This window comes from Acinetobacter sp. TSRC1-2 (assembly GCF_049895885.1).
In the GTDB taxonomy this organism is placed as follows: domain Bacteria; phylum Pseudomonadota; class Gammaproteobacteria; order Pseudomonadales; family Moraxellaceae; genus Acinetobacter.
This window is the reverse complement of record NZ_JAFCTF010000003.1, coordinates 192,004-218,841: the sequence shown is the minus strand read 5'-3', so window position 1 is coordinate 218,841 and position 26,838 is coordinate 192,004. Positions and strand designations below refer to the sequence as shown.

The 26,838-nt window shown below is 41.9% G+C and carries 22 protein-coding genes and 2 pseudogenes; 14 read left to right on the top strand and 10 right to left on the bottom strand.

Features of this window, described 5'->3' with window-relative positions:
• The 3 genes from ACP69Y_RS05735 to mdh form a co-directional block, all read right to left on the bottom strand.
• Positions 1–301, bottom strand: a 301-nt coding sequence (locus ACP69Y_RS05735; RefSeq protein WP_425916932.1) for a helix-turn-helix domain-containing protein, incomplete at its 3' end; no start/stop codon positions are given.
• Positions 302–708: 407 nt separating this feature from the next.
• Complete coding sequence (locus ACP69Y_RS05730; protein ID WP_425916930.1) at positions 709–1,677, bottom strand: alpha/beta hydrolase; 969 nt, start codon at positions 1,675–1,677, stop codon at positions 709–711.
• 182 nt (positions 1,678–1,859) lie between these two features.
• Complete coding sequence (mdh, locus tag ACP69Y_RS05725; RefSeq protein ID WP_425916928.1) at positions 1,860–3,074, bottom strand: iron-dependent methanol dehydrogenase; 1,215 nt, start codon at positions 3,072–3,074, stop codon at positions 1,860–1,862.
• Positions 3,075–3,610: 536 nt separating this feature from the next.
• Between mdh and ACP69Y_RS05720 the strand changes: the two genes are divergently transcribed.
• Complete coding sequence (locus tag ACP69Y_RS05720) at positions 3,611–3,895, top strand: hypothetical protein (protein WP_425916926.1); 285 nt, start codon at positions 3,611–3,613, stop codon at positions 3,893–3,895.
• A 101-nt stretch (positions 3,896–3,996) separates the two neighbouring features.
• On the opposite strand, the gene ACP69Y_RS05715 is transcribed toward ACP69Y_RS05720, so the two are convergent.
• From ACP69Y_RS05715 to ACP69Y_RS05705, 3 genes and pseudogenes are all read right to left on the bottom strand, one after another.
• Positions 3,997–6,078 (bottom strand): TonB-dependent receptor plug domain-containing protein, encoded by a 2,082-nt coding sequence (locus ACP69Y_RS05715; protein WP_425916924.1) that lies wholly within the window; start codon positions 6,076–6,078, stop codon positions 3,997–3,999.
• A gap of 490 nt (positions 6,079–6,568) precedes the next feature.
• A pseudogene (locus tag ACP69Y_RS05710) lies at positions 6,569–7,384 on the bottom strand (ABC transporter substrate-binding protein); the annotation flags it as partial.
• A pseudogene (locus ACP69Y_RS05705) lies at positions 7,382–7,969 on the bottom strand (ANTAR domain-containing response regulator); the annotation flags it as partial. The pseudogenes ACP69Y_RS05710 and ACP69Y_RS05705, both read right to left, overlap by 3 nt.
• A 450-nt stretch (positions 7,970–8,419) precedes the next feature.
• Between ACP69Y_RS05705 and ACP69Y_RS05700 the strand changes: the two are divergent.
• The 13 genes from ACP69Y_RS05700 (at position 8,420) to ACP69Y_RS05640 (ending at position 24,115) form a co-directional block, all read left to right on the top strand.
• Positions 8,420–9,760: an MFS transporter gene (locus tag ACP69Y_RS05700; protein WP_425916922.1), complete on the top strand. Its 1,341-nt coding sequence runs from the start codon at positions 8,420–8,422 to the stop codon at positions 9,758–9,760.
• Positions 9,761–9,791: 31 nt separating this feature from the next.
• Positions 9,792–12,338: a nitrite reductase large subunit NirB gene (gene nirB, locus ACP69Y_RS05695; protein ID WP_425916920.1), complete on the top strand. Its 2,547-nt coding sequence runs from the start codon at positions 9,792–9,794 to the stop codon at positions 12,336–12,338.
• A 147-nt stretch (positions 12,339–12,485) separates the two neighbouring features.
• Entirely contained in the window at positions 12,486–14,111 is a 1,626-nt protein-coding gene (nirD, locus tag ACP69Y_RS05690; protein WP_425916918.1) for a nitrite reductase small subunit NirD, read from the top strand.
• A 274-nt stretch (positions 14,112–14,385) separates the two neighbouring features.
• On the top strand, positions 14,386–17,166 hold the full coding sequence (locus ACP69Y_RS05685) for a molybdopterin-dependent oxidoreductase (protein WP_425916916.1): 2,781 nt from the start codon (positions 14,386–14,388) through the stop codon (positions 17,164–17,166).
• 20 nt (positions 17,167–17,186) lie between these two features.
• Entirely contained in the window at positions 17,187–17,801 is a 615-nt protein-coding gene (gene mobA, locus ACP69Y_RS05680) for a molybdenum cofactor guanylyltransferase (protein WP_425916914.1), read from the top strand.
• A gap of 133 nt (positions 17,802–17,934) precedes the next feature.
• The gene (gene moaA / locus ACP69Y_RS05675; RefSeq protein WP_425916946.1) at positions 17,935–18,987 is read left to right on the top strand and encodes a GTP 3',8-cyclase MoaA; all 1,053 of its coding nucleotides are present in this window, start codon (positions 17,935–17,937) and stop codon (positions 18,985–18,987) included.
• A gap of 1 nt (position 18,988) precedes the next feature.
• Complete coding sequence (locus ACP69Y_RS05670) at positions 18,989–19,240, top strand: MoaD/ThiS family protein (RefSeq protein WP_425916913.1); 252 nt, start codon at positions 18,989–18,991, stop codon at positions 19,238–19,240.
• A 1-nt stretch (position 19,241) separates the two neighbouring features.
• Positions 19,242–19,793: a molybdenum cofactor biosynthesis protein MoaE gene (locus ACP69Y_RS05665; RefSeq protein ID WP_425916911.1), complete on the top strand. Its 552-nt coding sequence runs from the start codon at positions 19,242–19,244 to the stop codon at positions 19,791–19,793.
• Between the two features lie 6 nt (positions 19,794–19,799).
• A complete protein-coding gene (moaCB, locus tag ACP69Y_RS05660; RefSeq protein WP_425916944.1) occupies positions 19,800–20,756 on the top strand; it encodes a bifunctional molybdenum cofactor biosynthesis protein MoaC/MoaB in 957 nt (318 codons plus the stop codon).
• On the top strand, positions 20,756–21,985 hold the full coding sequence (locus ACP69Y_RS05655; protein WP_425916909.1) for a molybdopterin molybdotransferase MoeA: 1,230 nt from the start codon (positions 20,756–20,758) through the stop codon (positions 21,983–21,985). Before moaCB ends, ACP69Y_RS05655 begins: the two co-directional genes overlap by 1 nt.
• Positions 21,986–21,999: 14 nt before the next feature.
• Positions 22,000–22,761, top strand: coding sequence for a molybdate ABC transporter substrate-binding protein (gene modA / locus ACP69Y_RS05650; RefSeq protein ID WP_425916907.1), 762 nt, complete (start codon positions 22,000–22,002; stop codon positions 22,759–22,761).
• Between the two features lie 27 nt (positions 22,762–22,788).
• On the top strand, positions 22,789–23,472 hold the full coding sequence (modB, locus tag ACP69Y_RS05645) for a molybdate ABC transporter permease subunit (RefSeq protein ID WP_425916905.1): 684 nt from the start codon (positions 22,789–22,791) through the stop codon (positions 23,470–23,472).
• Between the two features lies 1 nt (position 23,473).
• The gene (locus ACP69Y_RS05640; protein ID WP_425916903.1) at positions 23,474–24,115 is read left to right on the top strand and encodes an ATP-binding cassette domain-containing protein; all 642 of its coding nucleotides are present in this window, start codon (positions 23,474–23,476) and stop codon (positions 24,113–24,115) included.
• Between the two features lie 107 nt (positions 24,116–24,222).
• Here the strand turns inward: ACP69Y_RS05640 and ACP69Y_RS05635 are convergent, their stop codons facing one another.
• From ACP69Y_RS05635 to ACP69Y_RS05620, 4 genes are all read right to left on the bottom strand, one after another.
• Positions 24,223–24,609, bottom strand: a complete 387-nt coding sequence (locus tag ACP69Y_RS05635) for a carboxymuconolactone decarboxylase family protein (protein WP_131289657.1) — start codon at positions 24,607–24,609, stop codon at positions 24,223–24,225.
• 205 nt (positions 24,610–24,814) lie between these two features.
• The gene (locus ACP69Y_RS05630) at positions 24,815–25,462 is read right to left on the bottom strand and encodes a 3-oxoacid CoA-transferase subunit B (protein WP_425916901.1); all 648 of its coding nucleotides are present in this window, start codon (positions 25,460–25,462) and stop codon (positions 24,815–24,817) included.
• A 3-nt stretch (positions 25,463–25,465) separates the two neighbouring features.
• Positions 25,466–26,167 carry a CoA transferase subunit A gene (locus tag ACP69Y_RS05625; RefSeq protein WP_425916899.1) on the bottom strand — a complete coding sequence of 234 codons (702 nt, stop codon included), beginning with the start codon at positions 26,165–26,167 and terminating at the stop codon, positions 25,466–25,468.
• A gap of 75 nt (positions 26,168–26,242) precedes the next feature.
• Positions 26,243–26,818, bottom strand: a complete 576-nt coding sequence (locus ACP69Y_RS05620; protein ID WP_425916897.1) for a VOC family protein — start codon at positions 26,816–26,818, stop codon at positions 26,243–26,245.
• Positions 26,819–26,838 lie beyond the last annotated feature (20 nt).

Sequence of the window (26,838 nt, the reverse complement as noted above, 5' to 3'; positions counted from 1 at the left end):
AATTCTTCGGTAAATTAAAAAGATTGGAATGAATCAAGCTGTCTTCAACATGCCGTACAATTCTTGAGGCTGTTGGCTCTGAAACTCCGTAACTTGTAGCCACATGAAATAATGTTCGGTATTCCCGCCAATAGCTCAAACAGAGAAGAATCTGATCTTCCACGCATAACTTGGATGGTCTACCTTTAGCAGGAATACGCTCCTGCAATTGCTCAACCATCAAATAGAAAGTTGACCATGAGATGCCAGTGTATCGCTTGAACTGTGTTTCAGAAAGCTTTTTTAAATCGATGTATTTCATCCGTAGATTATGCACGAATGCTAAAAATTCTGGGGTACAAATATAAATCAAAAAGAAGATCATTTTTTGATTTATGAAAGAGATCTATTATTAGATTTTATAACATCATTATTGCCATATTTGACTGATTTAATTTTTATACCTTTGGGTAGGCAATATCTCTACTTCTGAAAGGTCAAAATGAGAACATCAAAATATATTTTGAGTTCGCAAGAAAACCTTTTTGTTTCCCATAAACAACATCCTGAGCCAGTTTTAAGCACTGCTTTAAAATGCAGCGCAAGGAATGGGAAACGTGTGGCATCCATGCCACACTCATGAATCCAATACTTGTTAAAATCTATTTTTGATTTTAGATTTACAATTTATTGGTGGTCTTTGAAAAATGATTTATGAAAAGAAGTCTTTTAAAAACCTTTTAATGCTAACCATTCAAACAGCTGATGATAGACATTTTCGCGCACCGATTTTTCCGACAGCACCAAGTCATGTAAGCCATTTTTTATCTCGCTGATGGTGACATCACCGTTAATTTTTTTAGCATATTTATCAATATGTTTTACATCTAAAATCAAATCACTACTTTGTGCATATTTATGCCATTTTTTAGGATTTTTAGTTTGATCTGAATGCATCACTAAAGCAGGGATTTTTAAGGTCACGCCTTGATGAATTTCCTTTTGCGCTTCAAAAATTGCCCGTACAAAACTTAAACGAACCAAAGGGTAAGTGATTTTTTTCCATTCAAGATTAAACTCCCATTCTCCTTTTAAGCTTTTGTGCAAACTGGTCACATACCATTTATTCAGTTCACTGGGGAATTCTAAATCTGGACAAATTTTACCGACACGGCTTAAATTAGGCAGGCCCAGTTTTTTCTTGATTGGATTCATGTTGAAGTCGTAAAAGGGGCTATTGACCCACAGTGCTTTAATTAAAGGATGATCCGGATAATGCGCTGCATATAAAGTCGTGATTAGACCGCCAGTCGAATGTCCGCTCAGTATAATAGCATCATGACCTTCTGCGCCAATAATGTCTAAGGCTTGAGTGATTTCAGCATCGTATTCAGCAATTTCACGCACGTTATAATATTTTTGATGGGGAAGGTGGGAACGACCGTATTTACGTAAGTCGAGTGCATAAAAGTCAAAACCATGCTGGTTGAACTGTTTTGCCATTTCAGTTTGAAAAAAATAATCAATAAACCCATGAATATATAAAACTGCCTTGTTGGTTGTTTGCACCGTTTTTTTACGCACCAAGGTAGCTATAACTTGACCTTCATAATCATCGGGGAAATTTAAGGTGGCTTGTTCATAGCCTGAACCTAAGATATCAAGTTGATAAAGCGGTTCAATTATCTGTTCTGTCATTATTGTGCTCATTTGGAATTATCAATTTTCTTTTATCCTTCATGATGAGCAGTGATTTGTCAAATGACTTTAAGATCAATAATAAAAAAAGGGCAATCTAAATTCCACATCTTTAAGAAAATGGAGTTTAGATTGCCCGAAATGTAAGTCAGAGATTGGAAGAGAGGACTTACATGGAGGTTTTACATCGCTGCTTTAAAAATATCGACGACTTGAGCATTTGCCTTTAACGCTGCTTTAAAGATATTCACCACTTGATCATGTGTTGCTTTGCGTGGATTGGTTAACATACAGGCATCTTTCTGTGCATTTTCAGACATCACATGAAGATCTTGCTCTTTCACACCAAGTTCCGACAAACTTGAAGGAATACCAATCGATGCTGATAATTCACGAATGGCATCAATGGCTGCATAAGCTGCTTCTGTTACGGTCAGTCCAGCAATATTTATACCCATTAATTGTGCAATTTTGGCATAACGGTCAGGGCAGGCAATCAGATTGAACTCACAGACATGCGGCAGTAGTATTGCATTACATACGCCGTGGGGCAGGTTGTAAAAACCGCCAAGTTGATGTGCCATGGCATGTACATAACCTAGCGAGGCATTGTTAAAGGCCATACCGGCAAGGTATTGCGCATAGCTCATGGCATCACGTGCTTCTAAATTCTCACCATTGGCAACCGCAGGGCTGAGCCATTCACTAATCATGCTAATGGCTTTTTCTGCACAGGCATCGGTAATTGGAGTGGCTGCTGTCGATACATAAGCTTCAACAGCATGTGTCAATGCATCCATGCCTGTTGCTGCAGTTAAACTGGCAGGTTTAGCGACCATCAGTTTAGGATCATCAATGGCTATCAATGGGGTGCAACGCCAGTCTACAATTGCCATTTTTACATGGGTATCGGTATTGGTAATAATACAGAAGCGCGTCATTTCAGATGCTGTACCTGCCGTAGTATTGATGGCGATCAGTGGCGTCATGGGTACTGTGCTTTTATCAATCCCTTCGTAGTCACGAATATGACCACCGCCCGCTGTTACCAAGCCTATACCTTTGGCACAGTCATGCGATGAGCCACCGCCTAAAGAGACGATGAAATCACAAGCATTGTCGTCATAGGCTTGTACGCCGTTATGTACGTTAATATCGGTAGGATTCGGTTCTGCACCCGGGAAAATGTGACTGTCGACGCCAGCTTCTTTTAAATAAGCTGAAATGGTATCTGCGACACCAAATTTAAAAAGACCTGCATCTGTCACAATCAGGGCTTTTTTAGCACCTAAATTTTGTGCTTTAGCCCCAATTTCTTTGGCACAGCCTGGACCAAAAAGAGAAACACAGGGAATATAAAAACCGTTCGTTTGATCTGCAATATTTTTAAAAGCCATGGTGCGATTCCTTCTACCATTGGTATGTTGTTATCGGTGACCCTCACCGTGAATTGAGTATCAAAGGAACAGCGAAGGAATCCTACCTACCAAACACCTACCATTTTAAGTGATTGAATTTTTATTGTTTTTTAGATTTTTTTTGGGTGATTATTCAATCAGAATTTAAGAATTCATTTTTTTTACTGTAGTGGATAAATCAGGATAGTTTTAGAAGAACTGTTATGACAAAAAATGTAAATCAGGTTTAAGGTTGAGATTTTTGGATTAATGAATAGAGATGAAAGGTATTGGTTTGATAAAAATATAATTTTCTATTTGGTAAATAAGTTATTTATGTTATTTATTACATGATCAATGTTTTTGCAGATTGAGGATTTGAAATCCGTATTTTTCATCGGGCAAAGGAATTTAAAATTTTATAAAAGTACAAGTTAGAAGATATTATTAAAAAAAACTTGATCATATTGTTGAGCGTAAATTATAGTCAATTCATATGATTTTTATATTAAATTCCTAAGGATAGGGGAGGTTTAATGAAAGTCGAACATACGAATGATGCAACATTATTATTACATGCAATTCATAAAGTTTTACTCAAAGAATGGGATCCTTTAGGAATTCGTAGCATTCCTTCGATGCGTGACGAATATGAAGATTATTTACCTAAACTTTTTATGATGATTTGTGACAATGCAGATGAATCAGAGATTTTTGAATATTTATGGCGGATCGAAAATAAAGTCATGGAAAAAAGAGGCAATAGGCAACATACCTTGCGTATTGCCAGTTTACTCAAAGATTTGCAATTGAAAAAATGAAGTCAAATTTTTTAGTAGCAAGCAGAATCTTTTTAAATATAAATGATTGACTGCAAGGATGTTAATGAGGAAAACCGGTGCTTGAGCACCGGTTTTTGTTTTTAGAATTTCTTTTCCAGACTCATTAATACACTTGGAATCGCCTGATTCCTCCGTGATTCATAAAGACTACCATCGGCCTGACTGGTGAGGCGTTCTTTATAATCTGTGCTGAGGATATTGCGTGCATTGAGTGTGGTTGCCCAGCCATCGGTAAAGCGTTTGGTGATGCTGATATCCATGTTGACACGTTCATTGCTGGTACGGTCATAAGGCTGGTTATCCAGAACACGGGTAAACTCAGGCACATAGTTCAGATTGACACTGGTTGAAATGCGCCAGGGCTGATAATTATAAGATAGACCCGCACTTGCTGTATAAGGCGCAACATCGCTGACTAGACGTTCTTGATGGTTTTCATCTTCAACTTTTGCACGCACGGTAGACAGCTGTCCATTTAACATAAATGAATGACCATTTTCCGTTTGTTTTAATGCATAACGTCCTGCAAGTTCAACTCCATAAGTGCTGGCATTGTCCCGATTTTGTGGGCGTTCTACAAAACGCGTACCTTCCTGACGAATCACTTTTTCGATGTAGTCATCAATTTCACGTTGATAGGCAGTGATATTGATACCACCTGACGAGGTGTTGTAGCCCAAAGTCGACTCAAAAGCAGTGATTTTTTCAGGACGTATATTAGGATTACCACCACGATCTGGATTGTTCAGGCTACCGGCATCGCTATCGGTAGATACTGAAACCGTTGGCAATAAACGATCTGCTTTAGGGCTACGAAAAGCCTGGCTAATATTGGTTTGTAATGACCAGTGATCATCAAAATCAAAACGATGCGCCAAGACTGGGCTTAAGTGACTGTCGCTATAATCCACTAAACCAGAACGCTCGATCCATTCTTGACGGGCACCTAAAGTCACGGTTTGGCGATCGGTAAATTTCCAGCTACCTTCTGCATATAAGGCATAGAACTGTTCGTCTAAACTTTGGCTGACATTGCTGTCGAGTTCATTGGCACGAGCATTTGCACCAAATTTAACCTGTCGAGTTTCATTGAATTTTCGAACACCATCATAAGCAATACCATATTCATTTACGGTTTCATCGGTATAGCTGTTGAATAGAGGAGATTGAGCCGACTGAGTCGATTCCGTTTCATTCTGCTGTTCAACTGAAAGCCGAATCTTATCTGAATTGCCTTTGTCTTTACGTTCATAACGCGTATTTAAGCGGATACTGTCATTTTTATCATGCTGAAACTGCTCGCCACGAACACCATCACTTTCGTTATTACGATAGAATAATTCCGCAACCAGTTTCTGCTGATCATCTAATTCATATTCAACACGGGGTGAGACCATTTGTGACTTGCGTTCAGTCACTCGTTTTTGCTCGCGCGTTTCGCTACTGGTTTGTGTTTGCGTGATCGAAGTCGTGTCATTCCACATCTGGTTGGCAGACAGACTGTATAACCATGCGTTATCACGACCATCGACCTGAACACTCATATTCTTACGTTGTTCTTCTTTTTGATCAGATTTAGCTAGACCATATCCGAGACGGACATTTCCGCTTAAGCCTGCATTGTTTATCGGTTCTTTTAAAATAATATTAATTACGGCAGAAGATGCGACAGAAGCTTGAGCCACACTCGGCTGTTTGGTGATTTCAATCCGCTCAATCATGTCTGGAGTAATGCTGTCGACTACCGACATACCGCCTCGTGGACCGCCTTGAACCGCTTCGCCATTAATCAAGAATACCGGAGCACCGCCACCACGAAAACGCATACCTGAAGCACCGCCACCCCCACGTGGACCTTGGCCGGATGTTGGCATTTGAAAACCAGCTGCACGACGTAAGGCATCATTCACGGACTGATCACCAAATTGCAGCATTTCTTCGCGAGTAACAATGGTTTTCGCAACTGCACTGATATCAGGATCTTTTGCCGTTGTCGGGGTTGCTTCAAACTTTAAGGTTGCCAAAGTTTGTACTGGAGCAGCTTGATTAGTAGCGTTGTCTGTTGTATTTGTAATGGTATCAGCAGCCCAAGTTAGGGGCATAAAAGTGAACAATGCACAACTTAATGCACTTAATTGCCAACGCGGTTGTATGCGTTTCATTATTTGATGTTCCGAATGTAATTTTAGGTAAGATAACGTAAAAATGTGGAGAAAAATTGTGGAAACGAGCAGAATAAAAAATAAAAGATAAAAATCTGATCGCAAGTAAAAATAATCAAAATGAATGATTTAGCCCCACTACATTGATTTGAACTATGAGGTTAGGACGATGATCGAATTTTAATAACTGAACCTAGGGGCGATAAATAAAATCTCCCCTATCTTTAAAATGATTCACTGAACCTTGTGTTCAAAGTTAATATCCATTTGTAAACTAAATGCTCATCTTTTTTAGTAATTACACTCCAGCTTTATAGATAAAGCGGGCTTTAAATGCTTGGCGTGGGCGTTGCCATACTGTTCTAAGAGGATGAGGATTCCAAAGTATATTTTGAGTCAGAAAGACAAAAATTATTTGTTTCGTATCAAACAGCTTTGGATGTTCAATTCTTTCTCATATTTTATATGGACGCATAACATCAGTTAATTGTTAAAACGATAAAATACAGTTCTGGCTGATTTTTTCAATAAGTGCTTCGCTGATGCTGATTTGATCCCATTTGACCATTTGCTGAATCAGCCATTGAAAATCTTCAAGCTTGGGCTGAGATGATTCATTGACAAAATGACGGATAATATTTTGAATGGAGTGAAATTTTTGCACATGAATGCTGTCTGAACATTGAAACTGGATAATATTGAAGTCAATCAGCATTTGCCAAACTTGCGTATAATCCGTTAAAGCTTTCAGTTCCTGTTGTGCTTTTTGAAGTGCCTTAATTAAAGCGCGGTGAGTGTTGGGATATTGTGCTGCCCAGTCTGCTGTTACTGCCAGAACTTTATCCGCCACTTGGGGAATAATATCCTGACTGCATGCCACAATCTGGCTGATACCCAACAGTTCACCTTGCGTATTCCAGGGTTCCCCAACACAAAAACCATCAATCACATGATTACTCAAAGCTTCAACCATATAAGGAGGCGGAAGTATCGCGAGTTTCATGTTCTGTGCAATATTACGGTCAGCAAGGGCGAGCCATTCTCTTAAACAATAGTGATGAATCGACTGTTTAAATACATGCGCCAGTTGAATATTTTTTTGCTGTTGAATCGCAGCGACTAATTTTTGTGCCGATTGTTGCGCTGTATCTTGATTAGAAATATTAAGTTCAAAGCATAATTTTTGACTCAAACTAATAAAGGCACGGTTATGACTTAAAACCAAAGCCGTTTGCAGGGGAATGCCCAGCTGGTCTTCACCCAACGCTGCAGCAGGAAGCATGGCAGAGAGACAATGTGCAGCATCATCCTTCAATTGGTTGTGTAACAGTTGTTGAGCATCTAACAGACGTCGTGCCATTTCTCCAATGGTCATACGATGACTCATGGCGTTTTTACGAAGTAATTGAAACGCCTGATCTTCAGTGAGTGAATGTAGTTTCATCATTAACACTTTGGCTTTTTCCACATCTTTACGGTCGGCCAGTTTATTTTTGGTATCTTCCAGATCACTGAGTAATTTCTTGTGTTTTTTAAACTGTTCAATCGAGATTTCTAAAATGCTTTCCAGTTTAGAAGGGTTAATACCATCGACGATATAAGCTGTGACACCGGCATCGATGGCACTTTTAATGGTGTCTTTATGGCTATTTTTAGTGAATAGAACTGTTGGCAAATCGAATTGGCTGACACAGCTTTCAATGATGTCACGATGTGGATGGTCCATATCCAATAAAATCACGTCGGCATACAATTGTTCTAAACGGAACATACTTAAATGGTCAATGGTCAGGCAGGCGACCACCTCGAAATTGTGCTCGATCAGGGAGGCCTTTATATAATTGGCACGTTCTTGATCGTCATCAATCAGTGCGATTTTCAGTTTTGGCATATGGGCTAAAATATCATCAGGCAAAGCCTGAAAGAAAAGTCATAGCAAATGCAAAGCAATTAAAATGCCAAACCAGTTAAAACTGCATTAATTCAATAAAAATCAGATATAAAACTTAACCATCAGCGGGTTGTGCACTGTATTAATGCAAAAATGCGCTACAAGGAAGCACAACCGCAATCCATTTCCTTAGCTCTAGCGTTGTTCATCAGATGAACTTGCTGTGATGATGAATATCAAAAATGATTAATGCATCATAAAAATTTATAAAAAATATTGAGTTAATGATATTTTTATCATGTTGGCATAGACATTGCTTAATTCATGTTGAGTCAAAGACGACTCTAAAGAATTTGTAGACGGCCAACGATGTCCGCTCTGATCGAATCTGGTATGCAGCTATCCGCATAGCAGACAACCCAATACGTTCAGTTCAGGAAGGAGAAGGTTATGTCTTCAAATTTATATGAAAAAAAAGCCACAAAAATAAGTCTTTTTAATTTTAGCAGCGCAGCGATGAGAGCCTTCCACATGAGTTGGCTCGCTTTTTTTGTCTGTTTCTTTGCCTGGTTTGCCTGTGCGCCATTGATGCCTGTGATTGCAGGTGAGTTCCATTTAACCAAAGATCAAATCGCCAATATTAATATTGCTGCAGTCGCAATTACCATTTTGGTTCGCCTGATTGTGGGGCCTTTGTGTGATAAATACGGTCCGCGAAAAACCTATACTGCCTTACTCATTATCGGCAGTATTCCTGTCTTTGGCGTGGCCTCTGCCAACAGCTATGAATCTTTCCTTTTCTTCCGCTTATTGATTGGCGCGATCGGTGCCAGCTTCGTCATCACGCAATATCACACCAGTATTATGTTCGCACCGAATGTGGTCGGGACTGCCAATGCAGCATCTGCAGGTTGGGGGAATGCCGGCGGTGGTGCAACACAAGCCTTAATGCCGTTAATGCTGGCTGCCTTGGTGATGTTTGGGGTGGAACAGGCGATGGGTTGGAGAATTGCTTTATTGGTGCCGGGTATTCTGATGCTGATTGTCGGAGCCATGTACTGGAAATTTACCCAAGACTGTCCACAAGGCAACTTTAAAGAACTTCGTGCGCAAGGCATTCAAGTTGGTAGCGATAAAAAAGGCGGCATGGCGATTCTGATGCATGCTGCACGCAATTACCGGGTCTGGATTTTATTTGGTGCTTATGCTGCGTGTTTCGGTATTGAAATCTTCATTCATAACATCGTGGCAATGTACTACGTTGAACATTTTAGCTTTGGCTTAAAAGAAGCGGGTTTGGCAGCCGGGATCTTCGGTTTGCTGGCACTGTTCGCGCGTGCTTTAGGCGGAATTGTCTCGGACAAAGTCGCAATGAAAAAAGGCCTGGATGGTCGTACCAAAGTGCTGTTCGGCATGATTTTGATGGAAGGTTTGTTCCTCATCGTGTTCTCTCAAATGAATACCGCAGTTCTCGCAATTCTGGTCATGACCATATTTGCACTCTTTACGCATATGGCTTGTGGCGCAACGTATGCCTTGGTGCCATTCATTGACCGTGATGCTTTGGGTGGTGTTGCTGGCATTATTGGTGCAGGCGGTAATGTCGGTGCAGTCGCCGCAGGTTTTTTGCTCAAAGGTGTGCTGGATATTCAAACCTGTTTGATGGCACTCGGTGGTTTGGTGGTGATTGCAGCCAGTTTTGTCCTAATGATTCGGTTCTCGGTTGAGCATAAAGAAAAAGAACAAAAACTGTTTGAAGATGCAGTGCTTGAACGAAACAACATGGCTTAAATCAGAAGATTAAAAGAATAGGAGAGGCAATATGAAACTGGTAATGATTGGCCACGGCATGGTTGGACACAAATTTATTGAATCGGTACTTGAGCATGCCGGTGATGAAGTTGAAATCACGATTCTGGCGGAAGAACCACGTTTAGCCTATGACCGCGTACATTTAACCGAATATTTCACTGGGAAATCTGCCAAAGACCTCACCCTTTGCCGTTCAGACTTTGCCGATGCTTATGGGATTGATTTACGCCTCAATACCAAAGCCAATGCAATCGACACTTTAAATAAAACGGTGACCACCCATCATGGTGAGGTACTTGCTTATGACAAACTAGTGCTTGCCACTGGTTCATATGCTTTTGTTCCTCCTATTCCAGGCAATCAGCGTGAAAACTGCTTTGTATACCGCACCATTGACGATCTGGATGCCATTCGTGCAGCAAGTTTAAATGCAAAAACCGGCGTCGTCATTGGTGGTGGTTTGCTGGGTCTAGAAGCAGCTAAAGCCTTACGCGATTTAAACCTGGAAACCCATGTGGTCGAGTTTGCACCCCGTTTAATGGCGGTACAAATTGATGATTTAGGCGGTAAGGTTTTACGTGCAAAAATTGAGAATCTGGGGGTGAAAGTTCATACTCAAAAAGCCACTCAATGTATCGAAGCAGGAAGCACTACCACGCATGTGATGAAATTTGGCGATGGTTCTGAACTGGAAACCGACATTATTTTGTTCTCTGCCGGTATTCGCCCACGTGATGAATTGGCGCGTCAAAGCGGTCTGGTGCTTGGTGAGCGTGGCGGTATCGTGATCAATGATTATTGCCAAACTTCCGATGCTGACATTTATGCCATTGGTGAATGTGCATTGTGGCAAAACAAAATTTATGGCTTGGTGGCTCCGGGCTACGACATGGCACGTATTGCTGCGAAACATGTTATGGATCAAGCCTGCAACTCATTTGCCGGCGCGGATATGAGTACCAAGCTGAAACTGATGGGTGTAGATGTAGCATCGGTGGGTGATGCGCATGCCATGACGCCGAATGCCTTAAGCTATTTCTATGCCGATGAAGATGCCATGATTTATAAAAAAATCGTGGTGAATAGCGAAAAAACCAAATTGCTGGGTGCTGTACTGGTGGGCTGTGCCAAAGAATATAATGACCTGCTGCAAATGATGCTGAATGGCTTGGCTGTACCAGAAAATCCAGAAAGTCTGATCATGCCGGGTTATGCACAATCATCAGCGAAAACAGGTGGCAGTGGTGTCGATTTACTGCCAGACAGCGCAACCATCTGTTCATGTAATAACGTCTCTAAAGCAGATATTTGCAGTGCCATCGCCGATGGCTCAACCTCGCTCGGTGCCTTAAAAAAATGCACCAAAGCCGCAACAGCTTGTGGTGGATGTGCAACACTCCTGACGCAAGTATTGAAATCTGAATTACAACGTCAAGGGGTGACTGTTAACAATCACCTTTGCGAGCATTTTGCCTATTCACGTCAAGAGCTATATCACTTGGTGCGGGTCAATGAAATCAAAACTTTTGATGATCTGATCGGGCAACATGGTCATGGTCTGGGTTGTGATATCTGTAAGCCAACGGCGGCGAATATTTTGGCCTCTTGCTGGAATGATTTTGTACTCAAACCAAGCCATGCAGGATTACAAGACAGTAATGATTACTACCTCGGTAACGTTCAAAAAGATGGTTCCTATTCGATTGTACCGAGGATCGCAGGCGGTGAAATTACCCCGGAAGGTTTAATCACGATCGGACAGGTTGCGAAAGACTATGGTCTATATACCAAAATCACCGGTGGACAACGGATTGACCTGTTTGGTGCGCAAGTGCATCAACTGCCTGAAATTTGGGAAAAATTAATTAATGCCGGTTTTGAATCCGGTCATGCTTACGGCAAATCATTGCGTACTGTTAAATCGTGTGTCGGTAGCACGTGGTGCCGTTATGGTGTCGATGATTCTATGGGCTTGGCCATCTTCCTGGAAAATCGCTACAAGGGCTTACGTTCACCACACAAACTGAAAATGGCGGTCTCTGGCTGTACCCGTGAATGTGCTGAAGCGCAAAGTAAAGATGTCGGTGTGATTGCCACTGAAAAAGGCTGGAACCTGTATGTGTGCGGTAATGGCGGCATGAAACCACGCCACGCGGAGCTACTTGCGTCTGATCTGGATACCCAGACTTTAATTCGTTATATCGACCGATTCTATATGTTCTATATCCAAACCGCAGATCGTCTGCAACGTACGTCAGTATGGCGCGACAATCTGGAAGGCGGTCTGGATTATCTTAAAGCTGTAGTGGTTGAAGATTCTTTAGGACTAGCTACCGAGTTAGAACGCCGTATGGATCACGTGGTCGGCACTTATCAAGATGAATGGCGCACTGCAGTTGAAGATCCGGAAGTACGTAAACGCTTTATCACCTTTATTAATGCCAAGGCTGAAAAACAGAATGATCCACATATTCAGTTTGCTGCTGAACGTGGACAAATTCGCCCAAAAACGGCAGGGGAAAGAGATCTTAATCGTATTCCTGTGGTTGACGCTTAAAGAATTAATGAATTAAAAGCTTCTTTTATTAAAGCATTTTTTTTCTCTTGCACTTGGTTTTAAAGCAGTGCTTAAAACCAAGCTCAGGGAGAAAAAGAAAGAGGGTGTAAAAATTGATGAAAGAAGCAAAAGAATAGGACGGATAAGATGACGATTTTAAAAGAAATGAATGAACTGGAATGGGTTGAAATTTGCAGCCTTGATGACATCATCCCAAATACCGGTGTTGGTGCGCTGATCAATGAGCAACAAATTGCACTGTTCCGTGTCGGTAATGAAAAACGGGTGTATGCCTTAAGTAACCAAGACCCCTTTAGTCAAGCTTTTGTCATGTCGCGCGGCATCATTGGCGATCTGCAAGGTGAGCGTGTTGTTACATCTCCGATTTATAAACAACATTTTAGTCTGGCAACTGGGCGTTGTCTGGAAGATAAAGATCAAAAGTTATTGGTCTTTCCAAGCAAGATTGAAAATGGCAAGGTTTGGGTCAGTCCAACACCGCAAAAAACCTATATTACCAATAATGGCACTTCAACAGACAAGATGAAACTGGTGCTGGTGGGCAATGGTCTGGCGGGTATGCGCTGTCTGGAAGATTTACTGGATATGGCACCCGAGCGTTATGAAGTGACGGTCATTGGCGAAGAGCCGTGGGGTAACTATAACCGAATCATGCTTTCACCCGTGTTGTCGGGCGATAAAACCATTGATGACATTATGCTGCATCCACATGCCTGGTATAGCGACAAAAATATTCGCTTTATTGCCGGTGATGCTGCGGTGAAAATTGATCGCGCACGTAAACAGGTCTGTACCGAAAAAGGCGAGATCGTTGATTATGACCGTTTGATCTTGGCAACAGGTTCTAAACCTTTTGTTCCGCCTATTCCCGGCTCGGACTTAAAAGGCGTGATCAGTTTCCGTGATATTTATGATGTCAATACCATGCTGGATTACTGCAAAAACAAGAAAAATGCCGTGGTGATTGGTGGTGGATTACTGGGTCTTGAAGCGGCTTATGGTCTGAAACAGCGTGGCATGAATGTGACGGTTTTACATTTGATGGATCGCATTATGGAACGTCAATTGGATAGTCGTGCAAGTCGCTTGTTAAGACAAAGTATTGAAGCAAAGGGCATCAATATCATCACTCAAGCCAATACTGAACAACTCATTGGTGAAAATGAGCATGTCACCCAAATCAAGCTGAAAGATGGCACGGTGCTGGATGCTGATCTGGTGGTTTTTGCCGTGGGTATTCGTCCGAATATGGCATTGGCACAAAGTGCGGGTTTACGTTGTAACCGTGGTGTGATGGTGAATGACACCATGCAAACTTTTGATCCAAGTATTTATGCAGTGGGTGAGTGTATTGAGCACCGTAATCAAACTTTTGGTTTGGTTGAACCACTTTGGGGCCAAGCCTTTATTTGTGCATCACATTTAGCCGAACATGGCAGCTTAACTTTTAAAGCACCGACAGTTCCGACGCAACTTAAGGTTAGTGGTTGTGATGTATTTTCGGCAGGCCGAATTGATTTAGAAGATAGCGAACCACAAGATGATTATGAAGACATTATTTTGAATGATGAAAAACGTCAGATCTATAAACGTATTATTATTCAAAAAGATAAGGTGATTGGTGCGGTGTTGTTTGGCGATACTGAAGATGGTGCTTGGTATGCAGAGCTGATTTCTGATCAAACCCCAATTGCAAATATTCGTAATAAGCTGCTCTTTGGTAAAGATTTTGCATTAAAGAAAGCAGGTTAATCACATGAGTGGTATTTGTTCAATCTTAAATATTTGCACAGCCACACTTTGCACTAATAAGTAAAGAGTAATTGCATAGGCATGATCTTACTTTTGAAAGATCAAAAGTAACAAAAATCTTTGTTTCCCATACATTACGTCCTGTAATGATGGGAAACGGTGGCATCCATGCCACCTCGACAGAATACATGCTTACGTGAACTCTAAAGATTTAGATAGCTTGGAAAATAGAAGAAATTATTCAAGTGAATTTATTCGATAAAAAGGAGCATCTATGAATAGTATTCCCGTTATGGAACTGCATAGCTCCACAGAAATAAATACCAAAATCACCAATACCACCTGTCCATATTGCGGGGTGGGTTGTGGTGTAACTGCGACTGTACAGGATACAGCTTTAGGTCAAAAAGTTTCGGTTGCAGGGGATGTCAATCATCCAGCCAACTACGGCAAGCTGTGCATTAAAGGCAGTAATCTGGCTGATACATTGGGGCTGGAAACGCGTGTTCTTCATCCCATGCTCGGCAGGAAGAATCAGCGTGAAAGCACTGACTGGGATACTGCAACGGATTTAATTGCCAATAAGTTTCAGCAATGTATGGATCAATATGGTCGTGACAGTATTGCCTTTTATGTGTCCGGGCAATTACTGACTGAAGACTATTATGTGGTGAACAAGTTCGTCAAAGGTTACCTCGGTACAGCCAATATCGATACCAATTCACGACTCTGTATGTCATCTGCGGTTGCGGCACATAAACGTGCCTTTGGTGAAGATATTGTTCCGGCGAGCTATGAAGATTTTGAATATACCGATATGGTGGTGCTGGTCGGTTCCAATACTGCATGGTGTCATCCGGTGCTATATCAACGCATCATGAAAGCCAAAGAACAACGTGATCTGTTTGTGGTGGTGATTGACCCACGCTTTACCAGTACCTGTGAAGCAGCAGACTTACATTTGCCGATTTTACCGGGGCAAGACGTCGCATTATTTAACGGCTTATTACAATATCTATCGAAAAATGGTCATGTAGACCAAGATTTTATTGCTGCACATACTCAAGGTTTAGAGCAAGCTTTAACACACAGTCAAACTGAATCGTCCATTGAAGATGTCGCAGTGCGTAGCGGTATTTCACTGGAAAAACTGCAAGTTTTTTATCAGAAATTTGCCAAAACTGAAAAAGTCATGACCCTGTTTTCGATGGGGGTGAATCAATCTTCACAAGGCGTCAATAAAGCCAACAGCATTACCAACTGTCATTTATTCACGGGAAAAATTGGCAAGCTCGGCGCTGCACCATTTTCCATGACTGGGCAGCCGAATGCCATGGGTGGACGTGAAGTCGGTGGTTTAGCCAATATGCTGGCGGCACATTTAGAACTGGAAAATGAAAGCCATCAGCAACTGGTGCAAAACTTTTGGCAAAGTCCTTATATCGCCAAGCAAGCTGGTTTTAAGGCGGTCGATTTATTTCATGCGGTAGAAAGTGGCAAAATTAAAGCCATCTGGATTATGGCCACCAATCCGGTGGTGAGCTTACCCGATGCTGACCAAGTCAAACGTGCCCTAGAAAAATGTGAATTTGTAGTGGTGTCTGACATTTGCCAAGATACCGATACCACTCAATATGCTGATGTGCTTTTACCAGCACTGGGCTGGGGAGAAAAAGATGGCACGGTGACCAATTCCGAACGCCGTATTTCAAGACAGCGTGCATTTTTAGATGAGCCAGTTGAAGCGAAAGCGGACTGGTGGGCGATTAGCATGGTCGCTAAAAAATTAGGTTTTAGCGGTTTTGATTTTAAAAACAGTCATGATATTTTTTTGGAACATGCTCAATTGTCGGCAGAGCAAAATTCAGATCCGGAACATCGAGGTGAAACCTCCACTTTCCGTTATTTCAATTTAAATGGCTTAAGCGATTTAAATAAAACTGAATATGATGAACTGGAACCGGTGCAATGGCCGGTCTGGACTAAAGATCAAGCAGATGGTTCCGTAGCTCGACTTTATCCTAAAGGTCAGTTTAGTCATGCTGATGCTAAGGCCAAATTTATTGCCATTACTGCGGTAGATCCGGTCAATCAGGTGTGTAGTGAATTTCCTTTGGTGCTGAATACCGGCCGGATTCGTGATCAGTGGCACACCATGAGCCGTACCGGACTATCTGCCAATTTAAGTACCCACCGCGCAGAGCCTTTTTGTGAAATTCATCCGCATGATGCCCTGAAATATGGGGTCAAAGATGGCGAACTGGTAGAAGTCAAATCGAAATGGGGTAACTGTGTTTTACGCGCCACGGTTAGTGATCATATCCGCCGTGGACAGGTCTTTGCACCCATTCACTGGAATGACCAAGTCGCGTCTGATGCCCGGATTGGTAAAGTGGTCAATCCAGTCGTAGATGCCATTTCTGGTGAACCCGAATTTAAACATACCCCTGTGATCATCCATCCATTTTATAGCCAATGGCAAGGCGTATTTTACGTGCGGCAGGGCTTTGAAAAAGTCGTGCAATCATCCATTGAAAATACGGTGTGGTGGACGAAAATCACCACAGCCAAAGCCATCCGTTATGAACTGGCAGATCGTAAAAAATTTCTAGAGACCACAGAGCATTTAAAAGAACTATTACCGTTTCAGGATGAAAGTTTTGAATGGCTGAATATTGAAGATCAGACTGCGCATATCAGTCACAGTGTTGTATTGAAAGATGGTCATTTAATTGCCAGTTTATATATTGCACCGAAAGCACTATTGCCCGATCGGGATTGGGTCGCCAATCTGTTTAAACGTGAACGTTTAAGTGCGATGCACCGTAAGGCGCTGCTTGCCGGACAACCGATATCGATGGCAAATAATGAAGGGCCATTGGTGTGTAGCTGCTTTAAAGTCGGTAAAAACCGCATTATTGAAACCATTAAAACCCAAAATATCACCGATGAAAAACAGGTCACTGCATGCTTAAAAGCAGGTGGTAATTGTGGTTCATGTCTGCCTGAAATTCGTGGCTTGATTAAAGCCTGTCAAAGTGAGGCAGTGGAATGAAGATAAAAGTGAAGCAAGGAATGAATAAATCAGTTTATCCCGATACTGATCTGGTCATTTTAGCCGGTGGACAGGCACGGCGCATGAATGGCATCAATAAGCTGTTGCAAAAATTTGATAATCAAATTCAGCTGATCAAGATTCATCAACAGCTTAAATCCAGTGTTGCACAGGTTTGGATCAATAGTCATCGTGATGGTTCAATCTATCAAAAAATGATTCCGAGCATTCATTGCTATCAGGATGATGAAGGTGGTTTTTTAGGACCACTGATGGGAATAAAAAGTGCCTGGTTCCATGTACAGGCAGACTATGTGCTGTTTGTACCTTGTGATGTGACTTATATCCCTTCAAAAGTGCTACTCAAACTACATCAGGCTTTAGCCAAAAACAGCTTGGCAGAAGTGGCTTATGTTGAAATGAACGGTGAGGCACTGTACCCATTTTGCTTGGTTAAACGCAGTAGCTTGGCCACATTCACGAGTCATCTTGAACATAAACAGCGCAGTTTAAAGCAGTGTTTTATAGATTTGCACGCACAAGTGGCACGTTTTAAAAATCATGCACTATTTTTTCACAGTATTAATTCAATGGATGAGCTGCAACAGCATCAACAACTTAAATTTCTGCATTAAACCTGAATACTTCGCCTTTGGCACAAAGTTGGAACACTTATTGCAAATCTAATCATAACAAGATTGGGCGAGTTAAGGCTTGCGCACAATGTGGGTGCAATCACAACAAGATGCCGGAAAATGGATGTTCAACATGAATATGATGACAGAGCTTAAAACCGAAGCGCAATTTGTCGATCAATTTGGTCGTGGCAAGCGCAAACTGCGGATTTCAGTGACCGATCGCTGTAATTTTAAGTGTGTCTATTGCATGCCTGAACATCCAGAATGGATGAAAAAACACGACTTGCTCAGTTTTGAAGAACTCTACCAATTTTGTGATTTTATGGTGCATCGTGGTATTGAATCTATTCGGATCACGGGTGGGGAACCGTTAATGCGTCAGGGCGTGGTGCATTTTGTTGCGCAACTGCAAGACCTAAAAAAGCTCGGGCTGAAACGCATTTCCATGACCAGCAATGCACATTATCTCAAACAATATGCACATGCTTTAAAACAAGCGGGACTGGATGATTTAAATATCAGTTTAGACAGTCTGGATACTGCCCAGTTTAAACAACTCACTCAAAAAGATTTAGCACCGGTAATGGATGGAATCCATGCTGCTCAAGCCATTGGACTACCGATTAAAATCAATAGCGTATTAATGAATGGTAGCAATGACGATCAAATTCTGCCTTTGGCACGCTGGTCAGTTGAGGAAAAAATCAACTTACGTTTTATCGAATTTATGCCACTGGATGGTGACCGTAAATGGTCGGGCGCACATGTGGTTAGTGAACAACAGATTTTAGAAATATTAAATACTGAATTTACAGTAACGAGCCAAGACGTTTCTTCAGTTCGTTCAAGTTCAGATCCGGCACGACAGTATTTTATCGATGGTCATCCGATCGGGATAATATCCACCATTACCCATTCATTCTGTGGAACGTGTGATCGGGTACGTTTAACTGCACAAGGCGACTTTTATAACTGCCTGTTTGCACCGAAAGGTTTGAATCTAAAAAATGAAATCAAAGCCCTGACTTTAGCTACAACCTTGAGTGAGGTGAGCTTATACAGCGCTTTATCAAACTATATTTGGAACAAAGAACAGGGTTTTCACGCCATTGAGCAGCGTTTAAAAAATCAAAGTATGGATAAAAGCAGTCGCAAAATCAGCATGCATATGCTTGGAGGCTAAGATGCCACAGATCAAAATCAAAATTGAATCCTTCGGTGCGGTAGAGCGACAGTTACCCGCGCATTTAGAAATACAATGTAATCCAAATACACAGGTTGATGAGATTTTGGCTCAGATTGCACAGGATTATCCTGCGGCTTTTCAACTCTTAGAACGCTGTGCCTGTGCCATCGGTGAAGACATTATTTCACGTCAAACTCAATTTCACGCGGACAGTACTTTAGTGCTGCTTTCACCCGTGGCAGGAGGCTGAAATGGATGTATTGAAACAATTTTCACGGATTCAGGATACCGCCTTGGCATTAGGTAGTTTTGATCAGATTCAGACTTTTCCTGAATGTGGGGGTATAGGTGTGTTTATCGGCACCGTGCGCAATCATCATGAAGGCAAAGCGGTTAAAGCGCTGAAATATACGGCTTATGCACCTGTGGCAGAAAAAATGATTCGCCAGATTGAGCAGGAGATTCAAGCCAAATATGGCGTGTCTTATGTGCGCGTCATTCACCGTGTGGGTGCTTTAGACATTAGTGACAAAGCCATTATCGCGATTGCCTATGCAGCGCATCGCAGAGAAGCCTTTGCTGCCTGTGAAGAGGCGGTAGAACGGGTCAAGCATGAAGTGCCAGTCTGGAAAGAGGAATTTTATCTGGATGGCAGCAGCCAATATGTCGAAGGCTGTTGTATCCGTAAGGATGGCGTAGAAGAGAAACATCCTGATCATCATCGAGTGAGCTCTGAACATGACGCACATCAACATTGCCATCATGCGAAAGAGCATGATCCACCAATGGCCGCTTTAAGTTAAAAACACCTGTATAGCAAAAATGAATCAAAGGAACATGCAATGAAAAATGTCGGGATGAAAGCAGAGAGTTATCGAACTGCAGTGGCAACAGGAATTTTGCACGCACCGCCGCATTGCATTAAATTGCTACGTAATGGCAATACCGACAAAGGCGATGCTTTAAAGACGGCGCGAATTGCAGGAATTCTGGCTGCGAAACGGACTGATGAGCTGATTCCACTGTGTCATCCACTACCGATTTACCGTGCCGATGTGGAATATGAACTGTTTGAAGCGCATGTCGAGATTATAGCAGTTGTGGAAACCATTGGCCCGACGGGCGTAGAAATGGAAGCTTTAACCGCAGTAAGTCTGGCCGGTTTAACTTTGTATGACATGCTGAAACCGCATTGTGAGCCTGAAGATTTATGTCTGGATCAGGTTAAATTACAAAAGAAAAAGGGTGGAAAATCACACTTTACTCGTGTACTCAAAGAAACGTTATCGGCATCCATTATTGTACTGTCAGATACGGTAGCATCCGGTAAAAAGCCAGATACCGCAGGTCAAAATGTCTTGGAAATATTACAGGAAGCTAATTTCAGCAATATTTCATATCAAGTGATTCCAGACAGTCCAGAACAGTTGCTGACATTGATAGCACAGCAAAAAAATCATTATCCATTGATATTAACGGTGGGGGGTACAGGGCTAGGGCAGAAAGATTTAACCGTGGAAACCATTCAGCCTTTATTAAAACGGGAAATTCCCGGATTAATGGAAGCATCGCGCAGTTTTGGTCAAAAGCGTACTCCGTATGCTGCTTTAAGTCGTGGCGTGGCCGGTTACATCGACAACAGTCTGGTGATGACCTTGCCGGGGAGTCGTCAAGGTGCGAAAGAATCCTTGATTGCAGTGCTGCCTGCATTAGTGCATTTGTTTGATGTACAAAAAAATATTCCCCATCCAGGGGGATATGAATAATGTCAGAATGCGGCGCTGAACATGGCCTGATTACTGTGGATCAGGCTTTGGATCTGGTTTTAAATAGGACCAAGTCCTTAACAACTGAGACTCTTGAATTAAATCAGGCTTTAAATCGCTATTTAGCAGCCGATGTTTACTCGAATATCAATCTGCCCTTATTTTCGCAAAGTGCGGTAGATGGCTATGCTCTGTGTGCCCAGTCAGCGATTGAGCCTCATGCAGAATTTGAACTGATCGGTGAAATTCAAGCAGGACATTTGTCCGAACTACAACTCAAAGCAGGACAAGCCGTTCGAATCTTTACCGGTGCCAAAATTCCTGTGGGAACGACTACGGTCGCACGTCAAGAAATTGTCAAAGTCATCAATATATCCAAAATTATAATGACTGAAAATTTAAAATCCAATGCCGATATTCGGGAGGTTGGGGAGGAAATTTCAATCGGACAATTACTGGCAAATAAGGGGCAAGCCCTCTCTGTCGGTGCAATTGCATCTTTAAGTATGGCAGGAATCAGTACGGTTTCAGTATTTAAATATCCTAAAGTGGCAGTCATCATTACAGGTGATGAGGTGGCGACAACAGTAGAGGATTTTGTATCCGGTAAAATCTTCGATGCCAATGCACCTTTAATTAAAGCTTGGTTTCAAAATGCAGGACAGCAGATTGAAATTTTCCATGTAGCGGATACCGAAGAGGCAGTCAAAGAGTTAATTCAGAAATTATCGAAAAGTTATGATCTGATTTTAACCACAGGCGGCGTATCGGTCGGGGATTATGACTTTATTCGACCTGTAACTTTGGATCTGGGTTTCGAACAAATTTTCTGGAAAGTGAAGCAGAAGCCGGGCAAGCCGATGTTCTTTGCGCAGTTAGAACGAGCTGATGATTCACATTGCTATTTATTGGGTTTACCGGGTAATCCTGCGGCCGTGTATGTTGGGATGCAAATTTACACCTCAACTTTGCTGAATGCTTTGCAGGGGCAGAAACAACAACCGAACTGGTTTAGTGCGGTACTGACTCATGATATGAAATTGGATGGCCGAGAACGTTTTTTAAGAATGTCAGCCAGCTTTGATCAATCGATTTTAAAAGTGAAAAGTCTGTCCAAACAGCAGTCGCATATGCTGAGTAATTTAATGCAGGCCAATTGTCTGGTCCGGATTCCTGCGGGATTGGCGTTTTCAGAAGGGCAAATTCTGCAAGGTCTATTTATTCACTGATTAGGTAAATGCACATGAAAAAATCCCTGTTTTTATCAATGTGCCTCGCCATGATATTTTCCTCTGCATATGCAGGCACAGTCAAAGTCTATGCGGCTGCAAGTCTTGGCAATGCCATGACCGATATTGCCAATATTTACCAAGCTAAACATCCACAAACTAAAATTGTATCCATGTTTGGGGCTTCATCCACTTTGGCGAAACAGGTGGAAGCAGGTGCCAGTAGTGATCTGTTTTTATCAGCCAATCAGGACTGGATGAATTATTTAGTTCAAAAAAATGTGGTCGATTCAAGCTTGGTTAAACCACTGCTGTTTAATCAGCTTGTCGTCATCAGTCCAAAACATCTGAATATTCTATTTAAAGCACAGCAAAATTTTAATTTTGCACAGTCTTTTAAAGGACATCTCTGTACTGGGCAAATGGAATCTGTCCCTGTGGGTAAATACGCCAAACAAAGTCTGATCAAGTTAAATTGGTTCAATAGCCTGAAGGGTCGCATCGTCGGTACGGATGATGTGCGTTCTGCACTCGCTTTTGTAGAACGAGGCGAATGTGAGGTGGGGATTGTCTATAAAACCGATGCCTTGATCAGCCAGAAAGTCAAAATTATTGGAGTATTCCCGAGTAATTCACATAGCCCGATTGTGTATCCACTGGCATTGACCAAACAGGGTACAAAAAATAAAGAAGCCATACAATTTGAACAGTTCGTAAAAAGTAGTCACTTAGCCAAAACCATTTTCCAGAAATATGGTTTTAATGTGAAATCTTAAGCAAATACAGCAGGAGACAGCGACCCTATGTTAAGTCCCGAAGAGCTCAGTGCACTGTATCTGTCTGCCAAGGTGGCTTTGTTTGCAACAATCTTTAGTCTGCCTTTTGCTGTCGCCTTAGGCTGGTATTTGGCGCATTATGAATTTCGGTTGAAGTTCCTTGTAGAAGCCCTATTACAGTTGCCCATGGTGTTGCCGCCAGTTGTTCTGGGTTATTTGCTCTTGATACTGTTCGGCAATCAGGGATTTATGGGCAAATATTTAAATGCGATGGGTATACAGTTGGCATTTACCTGGAAAGGGGCGGTTTTAGCGTCCATGATTGTGGCATTTCCACTGATGGTACAACCGATTCGTCTCTCCTTTCAGTTAATGAATCAACAGCTAGATCAGATCGCAGGTTCATTGGGTGCGGCACCGTGGAAAGTGTTTTTGACGATTAATTTACCCTTGGCGATTCCCGGCATCGTGATTGGGAGTATTTTGTGTTTTAGCCGAAGTCTAGGTGAGTTTGGCGCAACCATTACTTTTGTCGGCAATATTCCTGATGAAACCCGCACCATTCCGATTGCGATTTACTCATTCCTGCAACAACCCAATGGCGAAAACATGGCCATGCGTTTGGTTGCCTTGTCCTTGGTTTTAGCGTTTTCAGCCTTAATTGCTAATTATTTTATTCTGCAAAGGTATCAACGGAAATTGGGAGGCTGATATGTTGAAATGTGATTTTCAATATCAACACGCTGATTTTATGTTAAATGTTGAACTGGAGATGTCGCAGCAACTTTTAGGCATTGTCGGTGCTTCGGGTTGTGGCAAAAGTACATTGCTAAAAAATATTGTTGGGCTGTTACAACCTCAACAGGGTTCCATCCAGTTTAAGCAGCATATCTTGCTGGATACACAGCAAAATATTCATGTACCGATGCATCAACGTAAAATTGCTTTAATTTTCCAGAATGCCTTGCTGTTCCCACACATGAATGTACAGCAGAATCTACGTTATGCAGAAAAATTAGTAGCCAACTTGGAAGGAAAATTTCAGTTTGAAGAAGTGCTGGAATTACTGGAATTAAGACCCCTGATTCAGCGTAAAGCACATCAACTTTCAGGCGGGGAAGCACAGCGTGTGTCGATTGGCCGTGCCTTATTATCTTCACCGAATTTATTGTTACTGGATGAGCCTTTAACCGGATTGGATAGCAAACTAAAACAGCAGATTTTACCGTTTTTAAAACGGATGAAAGATGAGCTGGATTTACCGATGATTTATGTCACTCATCATCTGCAGGAACTGGAATATTTAGGGGCAGATATTGTGCAGTTAAACCAAGGGCAACTACAGAATAAGTAAAATCCAATATCTAAGAGATAATCTTACTTCATTTAATAAAAAATGAAATAGCCTAAGCATTTCAAATCCTAAGATGCTCAAGCTATCGCCATAAAAATTAAAATAAATTATTCAGGTTTTTGATATTCATTGATGACTTCAAGTGCGGCACGAAAGGCTTCTTGGGTTGCGGGCGCGCCACAGTAGGGCAAGCTGTGAAGCAATACTTCCTGGATTTCTTCTACCGTCGCCCCGTTATTGAGTGCACCACGGACATGACCCTTAAGCTCAGTTGGGCTTTTTTGTGCAGTTAAAAATGCAATGGTAATGAGTGAGCGGTACTTACGTGGCAATACACCTTCACGTTGCCAGGTTGAGCCCCAGGCATGTTCATTAATCCAGTCCTGCAAGGGTTGAGTAAAGGGCACAGTATTGTCTTGCGCACGTTTTACGAAAGATTCGCCCATGACTTCGGTACGGACTTTTAAGCCATTTTCAAAATCTTGTTGTGACATATTTTTTACTCTTTCAAGTTCTATAAAAAAGAAGTGATCAAAGTTTATTCCCTAATCACGTTCATGCGTATAGTTTTATGGTCGTAGCTCGATTGGAATTTTTACTTACTTTCCTACGACGTGTATTTTAATGAATCATTGAGTACTCAAATACAATCAAAGCAGCCGGAGCTACTGTAATTGTTACCTGACTATTTTTAAAATGTTAGGCTGCATTTGAATCAGAGACGATCAATTTTACACCTGTCGCTGCTTGCATCTGCTTTAAAGTTACGTCTTTAGCAAGTTCAACCAGTTTAACCCCGTCAGCCGTAATATCCATCACGCCTAAATCGCTAATCACCCGGTTGACTACACCTTTACCGGTTAAAGGCAGGGCACACTGATTGACGATTTTCGGGCTGCCGTCTTTGGCATTGTGTTCCATTAGCACCACCACTTTTTGTACCCCAGCAACCAGATCCATGGCACCACCCATGCCTTTAACTTTTTTACCCGGGATCATCCAGTTGGCCAGATCACCCGTTTCAGACACTTCCATGGCACCTAAAATGGCAATGTTGACATGACCACCACGGATCATGGCAAAAGATTCTGAACTGGAAAAAAAAGCTGCACCTTTGCGTGCAGTCACAGTTTGCTTGCCTGCATTAATCAGGTCGGGATCAACCGTTTCAGCGGTAGGAAATTCATCAATACCTAACAAGCCATTTTCTGACTGTAACCAGACATTGATGCCTTCAGGAATATAGTTGGCAACTAGGGTCGGCAAGCCAATCCCCAAGTTCACATAGAAGCCATCTTCAAGCTCAAGTGCAGCGCGCTGCGCCATTTCATTGCGAGTCCAGGCCATGATTTAAGCCTCCGTCTTTAAGGTCATTTGTTCAATGCGTTTTTCAGGTGAAGCATTCACCACAAGTCGATTGACATAGATGCCCGGCAAATGGATATCATCCGGATTAATTTCACCGATCTCCACAACCTGTTCAACTTCAACCACGGTGAACTTTCCTGCAACAGCACATTCAGGGTTAAAGTTACGTGCGGTTTTACGGAACACGAGGTTGCCGGCTTTATCTGCCTTATAGGCTTTAACCAAAGCCACATCGGCAGTCAGTGTGTTTTCCAAAATGTATTCTTTACCATCAAAAAAACGGCTTTCTTTACCTTCAGCAATCAGTGTGCCGACACCGGTTTGGGTATAGAAAGCGGGAATACCTGCCCCACCGGAACGCAATTTTTCAGCCAGGGTGCCTTGCGGGGTCAATTCAACTTCAAGTTCACCATTTAAATACTGACGCTCAAATTCCTTGTTTTCACCGACATAGGATGAAATCATTTTTTTGATTTGTTTGGTTTGCAGCAATTTACCTAAACCAAAATCATCCACACCGGCATTGTTGGAAATACAGGTTAAACCTTTCACTCCAGTTTGTTTTAATGCATCAATCAGTGCTTCAGGAATACCGCATAATCCAAAACCACCCACGGCTAAAGTTTGGTGATCCGCGACAATATCTGCTAATGCTTCTTGTGCACTGGCAACGACTTTATTCATGACTCAATTTTCCCATGATTTTTTAGATCAATAGCCTAGTTTTTTAGATCAATACCCTAATTTTTAAATCAATACTTAGGCATCAACTTTTGCAAGTGCAGAGACTTCGTCTAGTTCATCTGCATGCAAGAAATGGGTGTGGTGGGGCGCACGTTTATTTCGGCTCCACTGTTCCAGCATTTCGTATTTCATTTCTTCCGTGATCATGGCGATTTTTGCCGGTGCTTTTTCATCATCATATGCCAGCTCTAAACGATGACCATTTGGATCGAAGAAGTAGATTGAATGGAAAATGCCGTGATTGGTGATTCCTAATACGTTGTTGCCATTGGCTTCTAAATGTTCTTTTGCTTCAAGTAGTGCTGCGCGATCTTTTACTTTTAATGCAATGTGTTGTACCCATTTTGGTGTGTTTTCATCACGACCCATTTCAGGTTGTGTCGGCAATTCAAAAAAGGCCAAGACATTGCCATTTCCCGCATCTAAAAATAGGTGCATGTAGGGATCAAAGGCTTTGGTTGAAGGTACATAGTCTTCAGCAAAGGCTAAAATAAAATCCATGTTAAGGTTCTTTTTGTACCATTCCACAGTTTCTTTGGCATCTTTACAGCGGTAAGCTACATGATGAATTTTTTCAATTTGAATCGCCATATAAATATCCTTATTTAAAA

Coding starts and splice junctions, on each gene's coding strand:
- nirB (WP_425916920.1), top strand. CDS start 9,792: ATGAAACTGGTAATGATTGGCCACGGCATGGTTGGACACAAATTTATT.
- modB (WP_425916905.1), top strand. CDS start 22,789: ATGTTAAGTCCCGAAGAGCTCAGTGCACTGTATCTGTCTGCCAAGGTG.
- ACP69Y_RS05655 (WP_425916909.1), top strand. CDS start 20,756: ATGTCAGAATGCGGCGCTGAACATGGCCTGATTACTGTGGATCAGGCT.
- ACP69Y_RS05685 (WP_425916916.1), top strand. CDS start 14,386: ATGAATAGTATTCCCGTTATGGAACTGCATAGCTCCACAGAAATAAAT.
- ACP69Y_RS05665 (WP_425916911.1), top strand. CDS start 19,242: ATGGATGTATTGAAACAATTTTCACGGATTCAGGATACCGCCTTGGCA.
- nirD (WP_425916918.1), top strand. CDS start 12,486: ATGACGATTTTAAAAGAAATGAATGAACTGGAATGGGTTGAAATTTGC.
- ACP69Y_RS05670 (WP_425916913.1), top strand. CDS start 18,989: ATGCCACAGATCAAAATCAAAATTGAATCCTTCGGTGCGGTAGAGCGA.
- ACP69Y_RS05700 (WP_425916922.1), top strand. CDS start 8,420: ATGTCTTCAAATTTATATGAAAAAAAAGCCACAAAAATAAGTCTTTTT.
- modA (WP_425916907.1), top strand. CDS start 22,000: ATGAAAAAATCCCTGTTTTTATCAATGTGCCTCGCCATGATATTTTCC.
- ACP69Y_RS05640 (WP_425916903.1), top strand. CDS start 23,474: ATGTTGAAATGTGATTTTCAATATCAACACGCTGATTTTATGTTAAAT.
- mdh (WP_425916928.1), bottom strand. CDS start 3,074: ATGGCTTTTAAAAATATTGCAGATCAAACGAACGGTTTTTATATTCCC.
- ACP69Y_RS05715 (WP_425916924.1), bottom strand. CDS start 6,078: ATGAAACGCATACAACCGCGTTGGCAATTAAGTGCATTAAGTTGTGCA.
- ACP69Y_RS05620 (WP_425916897.1), bottom strand. CDS start 26,818: ATGGCGATTCAAATTGAAAAAATTCATCATGTAGCTTACCGCTGTAAA.
- ACP69Y_RS05720 (WP_425916926.1), top strand. CDS start 3,611: ATGAAAGTCGAACATACGAATGATGCAACATTATTATTACATGCAATT.
- ACP69Y_RS05730 (WP_425916930.1), bottom strand. CDS start 1,677: ATGACAGAACAGATAATTGAACCGCTTTATCAACTTGATATCTTAGGT.
- mobA (WP_425916914.1), top strand. CDS start 17,187: ATGAATAAATCAGTTTATCCCGATACTGATCTGGTCATTTTAGCCGGT.
- ACP69Y_RS05625 (WP_425916899.1), bottom strand. CDS start 26,167: ATGAATAAAGTCGTTGCCAGTGCACAAGAAGCATTAGCAGATATTGTC.
- moaA (WP_425916946.1), top strand. CDS start 17,935: ATGAATATGATGACAGAGCTTAAAACCGAAGCGCAATTTGTCGATCAA.
- ACP69Y_RS05630 (WP_425916901.1), bottom strand. CDS start 25,462: ATGGCCTGGACTCGCAATGAAATGGCGCAGCGCGCTGCACTTGAGCTT.
- ACP69Y_RS05635 (WP_131289657.1), bottom strand. CDS start 24,609: ATGTCACAACAAGATTTTGAAAATGGCTTAAAAGTCCGTACCGAAGTC.